Below are 15,707 nucleotides of genomic sequence, written 5' to 3' on the forward strand. Positions count from 1 at the left end.
TAACATTTTCTATTAAAATTATTTATTAAAGATATTTACAGAATTGGTCTCTTACATTTTTAACTTCTTCTATAATAGCATCAACATCAAGAACCATTTCCATCATTCCGCATTGTTCGTCATAAATAGCTTCATCACACTCTGCTTTTATTTCTGGCTCTACAACGTGGAAAACAGATAATCCAAGATCAACTCCTGCTAAAGGCCCTGCAAATGTTGGGTCTCCAGCAGCAACTGTTTCAGCAGATAATCCAGATGCTTCTGCTTCTGCTCCTCCGATTACTACCACCATGTTTTCTGCACCATATTTTTCAGTTAAATCTTTAACTCTTTGTTGGATCTCCAGATCCATTGCACCTGCAGCTGTTCAGACAAAGCACTCTGTTGATGCAAAAACAACTTCTGCTCCTGCTGATTTAACACAAGCCTCTATAGCTGGTCCTGGTATTCCGTCTCTATCTCCTATACAGATAGCTTTTTTTCCTTGTAACATAGTATCTATCTCCTTTTCAATGTACTCATAATCATTAAACTAAACTTTTTAGTTATATTTTAAAATTAATATCCTTTTGCTGTTAAATAGTTAAATCCTACTTCGCTAGTTGCTCCAGTAATAACTTGGATTTCAGCTTCAATTGATCCATCTTCTCTTAAGCTTCCCATGTGTCCACCAGCAATAGTATTTGCAGCATCTACATGACCAATTACTCTTTTCATAGGTGGTAAAATAACAACTTCGTTAGCATTACCTCCAGTTACTACAGCATCACCCTTTGGAGTTGAGTCTGCTAATGATTGAGACATACCATCTTGACCAGCATACTCATCTGTAACTAGAACAGTTTTAACGCCTTTAGCTGTAACCTTATTACAGTTCATAACTAAGTCCGCATCTGGGTTTCCAAATCCTTCTTCAGAAATTATAGCAGCATCTGCTCCTAAGAATTCTACTAACTTAGCAACCATATTTGATGATCTCTCTTTATCAGCTAGATATACGTTTTCATTTGTTATAACGCAACCTAAGAAGTTAAAGTCCTTGCCATGTCTCTCATATAAATCTTCTATTATTGGATGATTCATATGAACATAAGAAGGGTTCTTATCACAAGCAGATACACAGTTTCCACTTACGATAGCTCCGTCAAATACTTCTGTTGGATAAATAAATGTAGGAATTATTTTCTTAGCATCTACACCATATACATAAGTATCATGTAATAATCCTTGTGTTTGAAGCATATATACATATACTACCTTAGGTAACTCTGGATATTGTTGAACTTGTTGTAGAAGTGGTAATGTCTCATAAGATTTCACTTCATCAGGTTCCACATTCTTACCTGCTTTTCCAAGGTATGTAGCTGCTTTAAATCCTATAGTTCTTACTGCTTCTTCATGATCGTGTTGTAAAATTCCTTCTTTTGGTTCACATATAATCACAAGGTTATTTGTTTTTGAGAACGGTGTATATTTAGCACCTTCTCCACTCATATCAACTATACCTTCTTGGAACCCAACTATTTTACCAGTAGTTACAACTGCAGCTCCTTTTAAAACATGTGTTCTTCCAGAACCTACTGTATCTACCTTACTAATGAAACCTGGAAATATTCCACCATTTCCTTCTACTTTAACTCTTGGTTCAACTACGTCTTTTACAGGTATTATTCTAACTTCCTCACCTGGTCTTGCAATATCAAAATCGATACTTGCAATTCTTTCGTCACCAGATACCTCGTTTAATAACTCCTCTTTGTTTACATAAAGAACTCCGTTCTCAACTTTTGTTTCTGGTCCAAATTGAAGATCCTTAATAAATATCTTTCCAATCTCTAGACGCAAAACCTTCACCTCCTAAAAATATATAGGTCACTTTTTATTTATTAGAAGATGGGAGGTAATCCTCCTCATCTAATAACCTTTTAAACCTTGAAAATTGAAATTATAATGTTTCGTAGTATTCTTTAATAAATCCTTCGATATCATCTAGTGTAGCAATTTTATCTGGAGTTATTGTAGCTACACAAGCTCCACCATTGTAAATTTTCATAGTTGGAAGTCCTAGAACTTTTTGTCCTATAGCAACTCTTCTTGCTCCACCTATGTTTAAGCTAGCAAATTTTATTTTATCTTCATACTTAGGTTCTAAATCGTGAACACCTGGCATTAAAGCTATACATATTTCACATTTATCTCCCCAAAAATCTACGAAAACTGGTTTATCACTGTTTAAAACTTCTGACTCAAAATTATCTTTGTTTAATTCTATCATTGTATTTTACCTACCTTTCAGATTATAAATATTTATTAATATATAATTTACCTAAAGTAAATAAATTATATTCTAATGTGAATTTTCTATATAATGCTCTGCATTAGTAGCCGCAATAGCCCCATCTGCTGCCGCTGTAATAACTTGTCTTAATGATTTTTCTCTAACATCTCCAGCTGCAAATACTCCTGGTATGTTAGTTCTCATTTCTTCATCAGTTATTATATCTCCTCTTTCAGTCATGTTTACTTTGCCTTTAAACAGTTCTGATATTGGTAAATATCCAACAAATACAAAGCAACCATTAACTTCTAAAGTGCTAACTTCACCAGTTTTTCTATTTTTTATAGTTAAGCTTTCTAGAATTTCATCTCCGTTAGCTTCTTCTACAACAGAGTCCCAAATAAATTTGATTTTAGGATTTGCAAAAGCTTTTTCTTGTAGTGATTTAGCTGCTCTTAATGAATCTCTTCTATGAATTACGGTAACAGTTTCACCAAATTTAGCAAGATATATAGCTTCAGTAATAGCTGAGTCACCGCCGCCAATTACAGCAATATCAAGTTCAGTAAAGAAATCTGCATCACATGTAGCACAATAAGAAACTCCTCTACCTCTTAACTCTATCTCATTTTTAAATCCACCAAGTCTTGGAGTTGCTCCAGTTGCAATTATTATTGTTTTAGCTTGATATTCACTTTTTCTACATTTAATAACTTTAATATCACCTTCTAAAACAGTTTCAACTACTTCGTCTTTAACAAACTCAGTACCAAAATCTTCTGCTTGTTGTCTCATTCTTTGACTTAATGTTGTTCCAGTACATTCTTCAATTGAACCTGGATAATTCTCTAATTCGTCAGTTGTTGTTGCCTGACCACCATATTTTGCTCTCTCAATGATTAACGTTTTCATTCGTGATCTTGAAGCATATAGTCCTGCTGATAATCCTGCAGGTCCTCCTCCAATTATTATAGTGTCATAAATTTGTGACATATCAATATACCTCCCTTAGTTAATAGCATGATCTATTAAGTCTGAATCTATTACTTGAAAATCTGTTAATATTTTTTCACTCCATTTTGGAGTGTTAAAATCTCTTAAAAATTTTTCTGTTGTACCTATAGCATTTTCTATAATTTCTAAAGACTGCAAATCAACTCCATTGACAACCTCCGTTGAAACACAAACAGTTCTGTAAGGAGTTTCATTCGGCTTTACACTTCCCATCAATGGATGAGTAAGTATTCTATTGCCTTTATGAATATAATTTCTTACTTTTTTTAGTATATCCAACTGGGGCACATCTATAAACTCAACTTTAAACTTTTCTTCAAATTTTTCTTTTGACATAGGATTGTTAGTTACAATAAATAATGGTTCTATCATTTAAATTCCTCCTATTAGGTGCATATAGGTGCATATAAAAAAGCATAGCGCAAAATATTAATATATTTTGCCCTATGCCTCTGTATTTTAACCTGAGAGTTTTGCTCCTTCGGTGCATATACGCTTTCCAGAGTTTTGTCCATTTTCGGTCCTTTTGCCTGAGAGTTTCATATTTATTTGGCAAAATAAATACTTGCTTCTTCGGCTACCTAATTTAATAGATTCTCTCCCGAAAATATCATCCAAATTATTATTTTCTTTACTTTCTATCTTTAATATCAGTATATAATATATTTGTCTAATATTCTACATATTTTTATTGTTTTATTATTTGATTTTTCTATAGTTTCTATAAAGTTTTTTTTAATAAAAATATTCTGTCAATTATATATATCATTATATCCTTCATATATATCCTTTATTAATATGGAGAAATTCGTTGCATACCAACCTCTAGAGCATACTCATATACCTATTTTTTCATTTTCAGAAATAATTTTAAAATGAATTTACTTATGATATATTCAAATACCTATACTTATAAACGTAAAAACATATTGATATTTTTTTAACTTTTTAAATATGGTTATTATTTTTTCTATAAATCAATTTCTGTACTTTATTGTTATTAAAAACTCTTTGAACAGCCCAATGTATAATAAATTTATTTGTATATTATAATTTAAATTATAAATTTTTATTCTGTTTATAATAATATGAAAGGACATGACCTTAAATCATATCCTTTTTAATATACTACTTCATATTTTTAAATCCTATTTGTCTCAATCCCTCATAAGCAATTATAGCAACCGTATTGGAAAGGTTAAGAGATCTAGTTGTAGTATCTACCATAGGCACCTTTATAAGATTATCTTTATTTTCTTCTCTTATATAATCAGGTAATCCTTTAGATTCTCTACCAAATACTAAAAAATCACCTTCTTTAAAATTGGGTTCATTATAATATTTAGTTCCTTTAGTAGTACAAAAATAAAATGTTCCATTCTTATATTTTTCCCTTAAAGCTTCATAACTTTCATGAATTTCTAACTCTAACTGTGGCCAATAGTCAAGTCCAGCCCTTCTTACTGCTTTTTCATCTAAGCTAAATCCTAAAGGTTTTATTAAATGCAGCTTACAATTAGTAAGTACACAAGTTCTCCCTATATTCCCAGTATTTTGAGGAATCTCTGGTTGAAATAATACTATGTTTAAGTTCACTATTACGTCCTCCTAAAAATAAGCCTATTCAGGCTTGATAAAGATATAATACTTCATTTCTATTTCTATGTAAAGTTTATAACTTTAAAAACTTTTTTAACATTCTATTTTAATATAAACTCTTCAATGACATGAGCAACTCCATCATCTTCATTACTAAGAGTCACATAATCTGCTTGTTTTTTTACAAATTCTTCAGCATTTCCCATAGCTACACCTATCCCAGCAAACTTGATCATAGAAATGTCGTTTTCGTTATCTCCCATACAAATTACTTCCTCTCTATGAATTCCATAATACTGACATATTTTCTTTACTGCTTCTCCCTTGGATGTCCCCTTTTTCATAATCTCAAAGCTACTCTCCATAGAACTTACTACTTCAAAGCTTTTTAGATTTAAAAATTCTTCCTTTGCTGCTATAACTCTCTCTTTATCCTCATGTACTACCATAACCTTAATTAAATTTCCACTTTCTTCAAATAATTTTTCCCATTCATTTATAATTCTTATGGCTACCTGTCTATTTTTAGGTAAGGTTGCATTTGCTTTACTATATATTAATGCCGAATGCTTTATCTCTTCTGTATATATTGTGTCAGCACTATAAAATTGAGGCATAATATCATACTTTTTTAATAATTTTAAAATGACTCTACACTCTTCCTTATTTAGATACTCTTCATATATAGCTTTATCTAAATCTTTTTCTCTAATATAAGCTCCATTTGAAGCTATAATAGGGGTTTTTACCCCTATTATATCCCCATAATAATTGGCTGATACAAATATTCTTCCTGTTGCAACTACAAATTTAACCCCTTTATTATGAGCTTCATTGATTGCATTTAAATTTCTTTCAGATATTTTCTTTTTACTATTTAATAATGTGCCATCCATATCAACACAAATTAATTTATATTTCATTAGTCCCTCCATAGATTAAATACAAAATACTTATTAATAATGTATTTATACCATTTTTCTCTTTCCTTAATATAATTCTCAATATACATGAAATATTCTTTTTTTTCAAAGGTACTTGATAATATTTCTCCATAAAACTCATCATAGACCAAATTTACAATATCTCTTAATCTATTTTGTAGATCTCTATCCCTTATAGAATCTACAAATTCTAGATCTCCACTACTTTTACTTTTTACTATGCCTTGAGTTTTTAGTCTTTTTAAATAATAATTATATAAAGGTATCATGCTTTTATTATTAACAATTCTCATCTTATTAATCTCATACAGTCCAGCAAATATAGCTATCATTACAGCTAATGCTCCTGTAGTTACATATATTCCTATATATCTATTAAATTTATCATCTTCTCCTATTTCACTTTCCTCTTCATTAAATCCTGGCTTATTTTTATTAATTTTATTATTGGATTCATTATTGGGATTACTTTCTGTTGCTGTATTTTCTAATTCAATTTCTTCTTGAGCTTCTTCATGTTCAGTAGGAGTTGGTGCTGAGTCTACTATGGCCCATTGATTCCTATAAGGGTTTATAAGTATTTCCGCCCATGCATGAGCGTCAGCATTAGTTACCTTATAGCTACCATCTTCTCCTTTATCATCTGACATCTTAAATCCTTCTACATATCTAGCTGGAACACCTGCAATTCTACACATCATTACTGTTGCAGACGCAAAATAAGTACAATATCCTTTCTTATCTAACAGTATAAAATTGCTTACAAAATCGTTATATTCATCATTATCTCCAACATTAGTAACATACTTATAATTTTTCATCAAATAACTTCTTATAGCTAAGGCTTTTTCGTGAGTGGTTAGTTCCTCCACAGTCTTTTCTTTTGCTTGTGCTTCACCAATTAATATATCATCAACTATTTTATATACTTCATCATTAATCGGAGCATCAAGCTGAAGATAATTCATGTAATGTAGCATAAAGTTATTTAAAAAGGAACTTTCTTTGTTTACATACTCCATACCTTTAGATGTATCTATTGATGACATTAAATTTTCTCTATAAGAATAATCATCAACTCCAAACTCCCTTTGAGGCATTATATAATTTTCATTCAATGGAGTTTTTTTATACATAGAATTTTGAATTCCTTCAAGATAATTATCAAAATCACCATAAGATATATAACTAACCTTGTAAGGTTCCTTTATCTCTACATCACTCATAAATATCGGAATTAAATCTACAAACAGATCCTTACTATCATTAATAATATTATTACTATTGTTAGGAGTAAAATAAGAAGTAGTTTTAAAGTTTTTTCCTGGAATTATAGTTAATATTTTTTCTTCAGTCTGAAAACTTTCATCTTTTGTTGGTTGCATAAGTTTATGCATGGGCATATTGGAAGCTTCACTAATCTCAACCTTTCTCATTACTTTATCTTCAGATTTTATCCATGATCTTCCTGTATAATAATCCATAGCCTTTCCTCTTAAATAAAAAGGCTTATCTGATATTACTTTAAACACCTCTCTACGATTTAATGCTATTGATCCTCCTAAAATTGTAGATGAATCACTATATCCACTTTGCTTCATTGAAAAGCTTCCCTTCAAAGCTTCTAAAGAAGGATTTTTTTCCTTTTCTTTTTTTCTTGCAAATTCATTTCTAAAAAAAGTAGTAAAATTGTCTACAGTTTTCCCTTTGTATTCTTGAGGTAGTATCAATACTAATCCAGGAATTAGTAAAGCAAGTATTAGTATTAACGTAATCATATATGTTATATTAATATCTATTTTAACTTCTCTTCCTCTATATTCTCTGCATTTTTTAATATATTCTCCTGTTCCTAATGTTATAATAACAGCTGCTAAAAAATAAGGAATGTTAGGAATAACATTTTTATAGAATATTTGATACCAGAAAATCACAAAAACACCTATTGAAAAAAACAAAGGAGTATATATGAATTTCTGAGTTATAGATATAAGCACAGCTATAAGTAAAGGAATTCCTATTGAAAATATATGAATAAACTCCTCAAAGTTAATATTTTTGGCCTTAAGGGCTGCATTATTTATATTTTTTAAATTAAGTGATATTACTTCAATTTCCTTCAATACAAATATTCCAGAAGTTATATAGATAATTATCCCTAATAAAATAAAAACAATAATAAAAAAGATTATTTTTTTTCTTATACTATTAAGTACTTTAGAAAAAAACAGATAAATTAGTATACCCATGGCAAATAGTAGAATTAAAAATACAAAATTTAGTTCCTCTATCTTAAAACAATCTACTATAAGCTTTATTACTATTGTAAAATTTATAATAACTAAAAAAGATTTTAATATTTTTTCTTCAATCACTCTCATGGCATCACCTTATTTCTTCTATGCTATAACAATTTATACCTTTATTTAACATATGTGAAATAGCATCATCACTAACCTTCGGTATTTTATCTAAATAAAATAATGTAACCTCATATCCCTCTGTAGATAAATTTATAAAGTAATCTATATTTTCTTTGCTCATATCATAGGTTACTATGACAACAGCGCTTTTCTTATTCACATTATACATAAACTTCTTCATAAAAAGAGGCAACTTACCTCTTCCCTCACTGTACTTACTTACCATATGAGTTTTTAACCCTTCTAAATGCTCCTTATTGCTAATATTAAAAACTTCAGTATTTTCTCCTATAATTATAGCTTGTGAATTAGCACTTTTCTCCTGCATATATTTTATTAGAGATAAGAAAAACTCTACAAGTTCTTCCTCTCTTACTCCATCTTTATCCATACTATAAGGATCTTTTCTTAAGTCTAAAAACACATGTATACGAGGACTTTCACTACTTTCATATTCCTTTATGAATAATTTTCCATGTTTTGCAGTAACCTTCCAATTTACCCTTCTATAACTATCTCCAATTCTATATTCTCTAATATTTTTGATAGTCTCTAAGCTTTCCGGTCCTTTATTTAGCTCCTGCATTATTGTTTTAGTATTAAACTCTCTTAAATTAGCTCCTTTAATTTTAATGCTCTTCAAAGGGTATATGCTAGGATATACCTTTATAGTTTCTTTATGGCTATAGGAACTTTTCCAAGTAAAAACTCCAAATATATCACTAACTATACTCGTTGTGCTACCTAACCTATAGTCACCTCTAATTGGTATTTTTATATCTTTCTTTATGAATTTATTACCATTTATTTTTATAGAAATAATATCTCCTCTATATTTATTCATAATTCTTTTTAAAAGGGAATTTTCAATTTCCATATATGGTATTGGAAATATTGAATCATTGTATACCTTTATAATTATATTATTATTTTCACCAGCAATTATTTCCTTTTTATCATTAACTACATCAATATTTAAATTTTTACTTACAAAATAAATATATATACTTGTAATAATTAACACTAAGAGAAGGCAATAAAAAATAGAATAGGGTAAATTCCCGCCTGAAAACAGAGCAAATATATAAGACAGAATAGTTAATATAAAATAGGACTTTTTAATCTTCAACATATACTCTCACCTTTGGAGCTATTACCACATTTAAAATTTCTTCTAAAACATTTTCAGCCTTTATTCCCCTTGCAATAGAGCCATTGGTTAATATTATCCTATGAGAAAGAACTAACTTAACATTTTCTTTAACATCTTCTGGTATTACATAATTTCTATTCTTTATTAAGGCTGTAGCCTGTGCAACCCTAAGTAATGCTAATGAAGCTCTTGTACTTCCACCTAATACTATCTCTTTATGGTTTCTTGTGGCATCAATAATATTTACTATATACTTGTTAATCTCATCATTAACCTTTATCTCCTTAACCTGTTTTTGAATATTTATTATATCTTCTTTTGAAGCCACTGGCATTAATTTATCTAATGGATTTTCTTGTCTATACAAATTTAAAATATAAGCTTCATCCATTTTGCTTGGATAACCAAGATGTACTTTTATCATAAATCTATCCAATTGAGCCTCAGGTAGAGAAAAAGTTCCCTCATATTCGATAGGATTTTCTGTAGCCATTATAAAAAACGGCTTCTCTACCTCATAGGTTATGCCTCCTTCTGAAACTTGCATTTCTTCCATGACTTCTAATAGTGCAGACTGTGTTTTTGGTGATGTTCTATTAATCTCATCTGCTAACACTATATTTGAAAATATAGGTCCCTTATTAAAAGTAAACTTCCCTGTACCAGCATTGTAAATTGAGATACCAGTAATATCTGATGGAAGTAAGTCAGGTGTAAATTGAATTCTACTATATGTTAAGCTCAAACTTTCTTTTATGGCTTTTATCAAAGTTGTCTTTCCAACTCCTGGTACATCTTCTATTAAAATATGACCTCCTGAAATCATACCTTTCATGATATCATAAATCTCCTTTTGTTTTCCAACTATAACTTTTTCTATATTAGTAACAATATTTTCAATAAGTTCTACATTGTTTTTCATTTTAATCCTCCCAATTTTGTCCCTTATTTTATTCTTACTATTTCGGTAACATGACCAAAAAAACCTTTTAATTTTTTGAATTTTTTAAAAATTTTACCCAGATATAGACATTCTATGCCTATATCTGGGTAATAATTTTAATCTTTTCCTATTCTAACAACAGTATTTTTACTAGCATATATACTTTCACCAACTAAAATCTTTTCTACTATTTTACCATTTTCATATCTAATTCTATAGGTATTTACTATATATCCATTTACACCATTTTTTTCTATCACCATTTTGCCCTCTTCTAAACTATAATCATAAATAATTTCTTTTTTAGGCTTTATTTCCTTTTCAATTTCACTTCTTATTTCATAATGGGGGTCCCGTTCTTCTTCATTAGAAAATATATTAAAAGTTATTTCTTTGTTTTTGACAATAACTTCAAGCAAAATAGGATAGCTATAATTATTTTTAAACTTAAAATCTGAAGCTCCATAAGCTATCATGGCATCTTGTCCCATGGGCACATATGATATTATCTTACTATGATTTTTTCTTTCCGTTATATATAAATTGCTTTTTAGTACGGCATTATATAAAGTTGAAGAAACTTGACATACCCCTCCTCCAATTTCATCTATAAAAGCTCCGTTTTTAATTACCTTTGCATATTCAAAACCTTTTCCCGGGGTGGTTGCTCCTACAACTTTATTGAAACTAAATTCATCTCCTGGCATAATTATGGTATTATCTATATACTTAGCTGCCATTTCAATATTCCTACACCTTCCAAAACTAGAATTTATAAAACTAGTTGTATAGGATGCTATCTTAGTATTTATACTTTTTAAGTCATCTTCCATAATCTTAGGAAACACCTTATTAAAATCCGCATTTACAATAATATCACCATCATCCACACTATTATCTATAGCTTCTATAATACTTTTATTTAATGCATCTCCATTTATCTTTCTACCTATTTCATGAGGAGTTATAAGAAATCCACTCCAATCATGGTCTACTGTTGCATTTACTGGTGACTTATTTTGTTCTTTTTCTATAACCTTTAAAAACTTGTTAAAACTATCAGCCTTTAGACTTGTTTCCGTATAAAACTCCCTGTCTATACCTTTCTTAATATTTTTGTATTTACCTATAAAACCACCTTCCTTTCCCCAAAGTAATGCCATATCAACAACCTCTTTTACATTATCACTAACACCTAGTTCACTAAAAGATATTTCATAACTCTTTTCATCAATTTGAACTTTTACATTTCTATTTACATTTATATCTGTTATATCTTTATCTACTTTAAAAATAGCTTCTTCTTTACTTAAAAGTGAAACATCTATTTTATTAATACTAATTCCTTTATATATTAGATTTTCATGATTTCTAATAATAGTTTGTACCTTTATTAATATGAAAGAACTAACAATAAACAACATTGTTAGTAATAGGAAAGTTATTCTCATAAACTTTTTTTTCAAACCATTCACCTCCATATATAAAATATATGAGTCTAAGTAAGTCATTATAATATGTAGTTATAAATTTTCAAAAATAGGCACTTAGATTAAATCCTTAATCCAAGTGCCTATTAAAATTATTTAAGATATATTATATTGTACTATGACATTCTTTTTATTCTTCGCTTCCAGCTTGGAGATAAAATTTCATCTATAATATCTCCCATCACCGCAATCCCACATAGCCTATCTTCTTCATCCACAACAGGTACAGAGTATAAGTCATACTTTACAGCTATAGCTATAGCAACATCGATTTCATCTGTGTCCACCACTTTAAATGGTTGTGTATTCATCATTGACTTTAGTTTAGCATCTGAATCAGATATCACTAAATCAATTAGAGGAACAGCTCCTTGTAGCCTTTCTTCTTTGTCAACAATATATATATAATGAGCTATTTCTTCATCTGGTCTAAGCTCTTTTAGTATATTAATGGTTTCTTTTACAGTTATATCTATATTAAAGGATATAAAATCAGTATTCATTATATTACCAACTACTTCATCCTCATATTTCATAAGATCTCTAATTTCATTTTCATCATCATCATCTAAATTCACTAATACACGATTGGTAGTTTCTTCATCCATATCATCTAGCATATTAGCAATTTCATCATTGGGCATAATATCCAATATTTTCCTTGCCTTATCTTCACTCAAATTTTTTAAAATATCCTTTACCATATCATGGTCAACTTCTTCTAATGTATCTGAAGCTAAATCTATATCTAGTCCATCTATTACTTTAACTCTGTCTTCTAATGATAAATCTTCAAGAATTTTAGCAATATCTGCTGGATGTAACTTACTTAACTTATTGTATGGAGTTGTTAGCTTTAAAGAAGAATCTACCATCTCTAAAGATTGAACACTCTCCCAACTTATTAGATTTTCTTTTGGCTCTTTATTAAATAGGGCATATACATGCTTTATTGGATTCTCAATTTTCATTTTTCTAGCAATTGCTAAAGTACCCGACTCTACTCCAACCACAGTTAAATAGCCATTTCTTTTAACCATTTTCAAATCAACAACTCTAACTATTTTTTTACCATTTACATCTACTATATCTTTATCTAATAAATGTTGAGATAAAAGATATGAATATTTCCTTGGAATTATATCTTTAACTTGTACAACCTTTATAATGAATTTACCATTTTCTTTATACACATCAATATTTCTAAATTCAAAGTTTTCAATTTCTCTTCCATTTTTAATCTTGTATCCAATAGCCCTTGGATATCCATAATCTGTAGTTACATAAATATCTTCTAACTTTCCTATACAATAATTTAATTCATCATAAACCCATCTGTTTAAAATACTACTTAGATAAAATTCTGATAGTCTATCCATGTTATTCCTCCTTCAATAGAGGAATATGTATATAAGTGTCTATAACTTAATAAACAGTACTCCTCTATTTCTATTCGATTTATAAATGTCATCACAGTCCTTACACAACAAAGGCCCACCGTCCATTAATTTCTCACCACCTAATTAAATATATTTATATTACTTATTATAGTCTACATCTTTAATTTTGTAACTATATTATTCAAATTTGGTTGAATTTCTTCATATTTATTTAATATCATGACTTTTCTCTATTTTTATTCAATTTACTATCTTATTCTAAGTTAATCTAACTTTTATATAAAATTTTCCTATGATAGTCCTATTCATATTTGTCTCTTATTATGATAATATAGTTTAATGTACAAATTAGTGCGAGAAAGGAGGTATCTTATTATAAACTTGCTGATATTATTGAAATTAATATTGTCATTAGTATTCTCTTTAAGAATTTAATTACTCGAAGTAAGCTTATATAAGAAAACCTATGAAAAGTAATACACAATTTTTACCTATTTCTAGAGAAGATATGAAAAAAAATCATATTTCTCAACTTGATTTTATAATAATTACTGGAGATGCATATATAGATCATCCATCCTTCGGAACTGCTATAATTGGAAGACTTTTGGAAAGTGAAGGTTTTTCTGTGGGAATTATAGCTCAACCTAGTTGGGACTCTTGTGACGACTTTAAAAAACTTGGTGAACCTAAATATGGATTTCTTATAAACTCCGGAAATATAGATTCTATGGTAAACCACTATACTGTTGCTAAAAAGAAAAGACATGATGATCTTTATTCTCCTGGTGGTAAGGGTGGTTATAGACCAAATAGAGCTGTTATAGTGTATTCAAACAGAGCTAGAGAAGCATATAAAAATACACCTATAATTATTGGTGGTATAGAAGCTAGTCTTAGAAGATTTGCCCACTATGACTATTGGGATGATAAAATTAGAAAAAGTATAATTCTTGATTCCAAGGCCGATCTTTTAATATATGGTATGGGTGAAAAACCTATAGTTGAAATTGCCAATTTATTAAGATATGGAAAACCAATTAATCATATTACTTCAGTTAGAGGAACTTCCTACGTGACCAATAAATTAGATAACATTAAAGACTATATATTGTTGCATTCATTTGACGAAATTACTTCTGATAAAAAAGCTTATGCTAACAGCTATTTTCTTTCTTCTAGAGAACAAGACTCCGTATGGGGTAAGCCCTTAGTAGAGCCTTATGGTGATAGATTTGTAGTTCAGAATCCACCTCAAAAACCTTTAAGTACTAGGGAAATGGATAGGGTTTATAATTTACCTTATACTAGAACTTATCATCCTATTTATGAAGAAGCTGGTGGTATACCCGCTCTTAAAGAAGTTAAGTTTTCTATAACTAGTCATAGAGGTTGTTATGGAAGTTGTTCCTTTTGTGCTCTAACTTACCATCAAGGTAGAGTTATTCAAAATAGGAGTCAAGATTCTATAGTATCGGAAGCTAAACTTTTAACTGAAGATAAAGATTTTAAAGGATATATACATGATATTGGTGGTCCAACAGCTAATTTTAGACAGAGGGCTTGCAAAAAACAAATAGAATATGGAGTTTGTAAGGATAGGCAGTGTATGTTTCCTACACCTTGTAAAAACTTAATAGTAGATCATACTGAATATTTAAGTCTTCTAAAAAAAGTTAGAACCTTACCTAAGGTAAAAAAAGTTTTTATTCGTTCTGGTATCAGATATGATTACCTAATATACGATAAAAATCCAAAATTTTTTAATGAACTATGTGAACACCATATAAGTGGTCAACTAAAAGTAGCTCCTGAACATATAAGTGATAAAGTACTTTGTGAAATGGGTAAACCTTCTAAAGATGTTTACGAGAAGTTTATAACAAAATATCATGCCATTAATAAAAAATTAGGAAAGAAACAGTTTGTGGTACCCTATCTTATGTCTAGTCATCCTGGTAGTGATTTAAATGCTGCCATAGAGCTAGGACAATATATAAAATCCATGGGACATATGCCAGAACAAGTTCAAGACTTTTATCCTACACCAGGTAGTTTATCAACTACCATATATTATACTGGTATAAATCCTTTTACTAATAAAAAAGTTTATGTAACCAAAAGTCAAAAGGAAAAAAATATGCAAAGAGCTCTTTTACAATTTGGGAACCCTGAAAATCACAATCTAGTTAAATCAGCTTTAACTAGTTGTCATAGAGAAGATTTAATAGGTAACGGTAAGAATTGTCTAATTCCAACTAATCCTATTATAAAAAGAAAGTCTTCTCAAACTCCTAATAATAAGGAAAAAAGTAATGTAAAGAACACTAATTTAAAAAAATCATCTAAAAATACTACCCCAAATAAAAGATCTAAGAAAACTTCTTATAGAAAATAACTTATTAACATTCATCTAACTGATAAAGGCTATTTAAGATTTTAATTGAACATAAATCTCAAATA

General features: G+C 29.3%; 13 protein-coding genes and 2 riboswitches. Of the genes, 1 reads left to right on the top strand and 12 read right to left on the bottom strand.

Annotation, left to right across the window (positions count from 1 at the left end):
- Positions 1-25: 25 nt before the first annotated feature.
- From grdA to IO99_RS08525, 12 genes are all read right to left on the bottom strand, one after another.
- The gene (gene grdA, locus IO99_RS08465) at positions 26-493 is read right to left on the bottom strand and encodes a glycine/sarcosine/betaine reductase complex selenoprotein A (protein WP_084178130.1); all 468 of its coding nucleotides are present in this window, start codon (positions 491-493) and stop codon (positions 26-28) included.
- A 65-nt stretch (positions 494-558) separates the two neighbouring features.
- Positions 559-1,845 carry a glycine/sarcosine/betaine reductase component B subunit gene (locus IO99_RS08475; protein ID WP_035132408.1) on the bottom strand — a complete coding sequence of 429 codons (1,287 nt, stop codon included), beginning with the start codon at positions 1,843-1,845 and terminating at the stop codon, positions 559-561.
- A gap of 100 nt (positions 1,846-1,945) precedes the next feature.
- Complete coding sequence (locus tag IO99_RS08480; protein ID WP_035132410.1) at positions 1,946-2,275, bottom strand: thioredoxin family protein; 330 nt, start codon at positions 2,273-2,275, stop codon at positions 1,946-1,948.
- Between the two features lie 72 nt (positions 2,276-2,347).
- Positions 2,348-3,271 (bottom strand): thioredoxin-disulfide reductase, encoded by a 924-nt coding sequence (gene trxB, locus IO99_RS08485; RefSeq protein WP_035132412.1) that lies wholly within the window; start codon positions 3,269-3,271, stop codon positions 2,348-2,350.
- A gap of 15 nt (positions 3,272-3,286) precedes the next feature.
- A complete protein-coding gene (locus IO99_RS08490) occupies positions 3,287-3,664 on the bottom strand; it encodes a GrdX family protein (RefSeq protein ID WP_035132414.1) in 378 nt (125 codons plus the stop codon).
- Positions 3,665-3,742: 78 nt separating this feature from the next.
- Positions 3,743-3,797: riboswitch (glycine riboswitch) on the bottom strand.
- Between the two features lie 3 nt (positions 3,798-3,800).
- Positions 3,801-3,906: riboswitch (glycine riboswitch) on the bottom strand.
- 514 nt (positions 3,907-4,420) lie between these two features.
- Positions 4,421-4,888 carry a tRNA (cytidine(34)-2'-O)-methyltransferase gene (locus tag IO99_RS08495; RefSeq protein ID WP_035132416.1) on the bottom strand — a complete coding sequence of 156 codons (468 nt, stop codon included), beginning with the start codon at positions 4,886-4,888 and terminating at the stop codon, positions 4,421-4,423.
- Between the two features lie 104 nt (positions 4,889-4,992).
- Positions 4,993-5,814, bottom strand: coding sequence for a Cof-type HAD-IIB family hydrolase (locus IO99_RS08500; RefSeq protein WP_035132418.1), 822 nt, complete (start codon positions 5,812-5,814; stop codon positions 4,993-4,995).
- Positions 5,814-8,216 (bottom strand): transglutaminase-like domain-containing protein, encoded by a 2,403-nt coding sequence (locus IO99_RS08505; RefSeq protein WP_035132419.1) that lies wholly within the window; start codon positions 8,214-8,216, stop codon positions 5,814-5,816. The genes IO99_RS08500 and IO99_RS08505 overlap by 1 nt, the downstream gene beginning before the upstream one ends.
- Positions 8,217-8,220: 4 nt before the next feature.
- Complete coding sequence (locus tag IO99_RS08510; protein WP_035132420.1) at positions 8,221-9,390, bottom strand: DUF58 domain-containing protein; 1,170 nt, start codon at positions 9,388-9,390, stop codon at positions 8,221-8,223.
- Complete coding sequence (locus IO99_RS08515) at positions 9,377-10,333, bottom strand: AAA family ATPase (RefSeq protein ID WP_035132421.1); 957 nt, start codon at positions 10,331-10,333, stop codon at positions 9,377-9,379. Before IO99_RS08515 ends, IO99_RS08510 begins: the two co-directional genes overlap by 14 nt.
- Positions 10,334-10,470: 137 nt before the next feature.
- Positions 10,471-11,820, bottom strand: a complete 1,350-nt coding sequence (locus tag IO99_RS08520; RefSeq protein ID WP_035132422.1) for a VanW family protein — start codon at positions 11,818-11,820, stop codon at positions 10,471-10,473.
- A gap of 140 nt (positions 11,821-11,960) precedes the next feature.
- Positions 11,961-13,223 (bottom strand): magnesium transporter MgtE N-terminal domain-containing protein, encoded by a 1,263-nt coding sequence (locus tag IO99_RS08525; RefSeq protein WP_035132423.1) that lies wholly within the window; start codon positions 13,221-13,223, stop codon positions 11,961-11,963.
- A gap of 487 nt (positions 13,224-13,710) precedes the next feature.
- Here IO99_RS08525 and IO99_RS08530 point away from each other — a divergent pair, with 487 nt between their 5' ends.
- Positions 13,711-15,642 carry a YgiQ family radical SAM protein gene (locus IO99_RS08530; RefSeq protein WP_035132424.1) on the top strand — a complete coding sequence of 644 codons (1,932 nt, stop codon included), beginning with the start codon at positions 13,711-13,713 and terminating at the stop codon, positions 15,640-15,642.
- The last annotated feature ends 65 nt before the right edge of the window (positions 15,643-15,707 follow it).

The organism is Clostridium sulfidigenes, assembly GCF_000732635.1.
GTDB classification, from domain to species: domain Bacteria; phylum Bacillota; class Clostridia; order Clostridiales; family Clostridiaceae; genus Clostridium_J; species Clostridium_J sulfidigenes.

What these genes read in the sequence shown, in the direction of transcription:
- IO99_RS08505 (WP_035132419.1), bottom strand. Translation starts at nt 8,216, where the DNA reads ATGAGAGTGATTGAAGAAAAAATATTAAAATCTTTTTTAGTTATTATA.
- IO99_RS08515 (WP_035132421.1), bottom strand. Translation starts at nt 10,333, where the DNA reads ATGAAAAACAATGTAGAACTTATTGAAAATATTGTTACTAATATAGAA.
- IO99_RS08510 (WP_035132420.1), bottom strand. Translation starts at nt 9,390, where the DNA reads ATGTTGAAGATTAAAAAGTCCTATTTTATATTAACTATTCTGTCTTAT.
- IO99_RS08480 (WP_035132410.1), bottom strand. Translation starts at nt 2,275, where the DNA reads ATGATAGAATTAAACAAAGATAATTTTGAGTCAGAAGTTTTAAACAGT.
- IO99_RS08530 (WP_035132424.1), top strand. Translation starts at nt 13,711, where the DNA reads ATGAAAAGTAATACACAATTTTTACCTATTTCTAGAGAAGATATGAAA.
- trxB (WP_035132412.1), bottom strand. Translation starts at nt 3,271, where the DNA reads ATGTCACAAATTTATGACACTATAATAATTGGAGGAGGACCTGCAGGA.
- IO99_RS08500 (WP_035132418.1), bottom strand. Translation starts at nt 5,814, where the DNA reads ATGAAATATAAATTAATTTGTGTTGATATGGATGGCACATTATTAAAT.
- IO99_RS08525 (WP_035132423.1), bottom strand. Translation starts at nt 13,223, where the DNA reads ATGGATAGACTATCAGAATTTTATCTAAGTAGTATTTTAAACAGATGG.
- IO99_RS08490 (WP_035132414.1), bottom strand. Translation starts at nt 3,664, where the DNA reads ATGATAGAACCATTATTTATTGTAACTAACAATCCTATGTCAAAAGAA.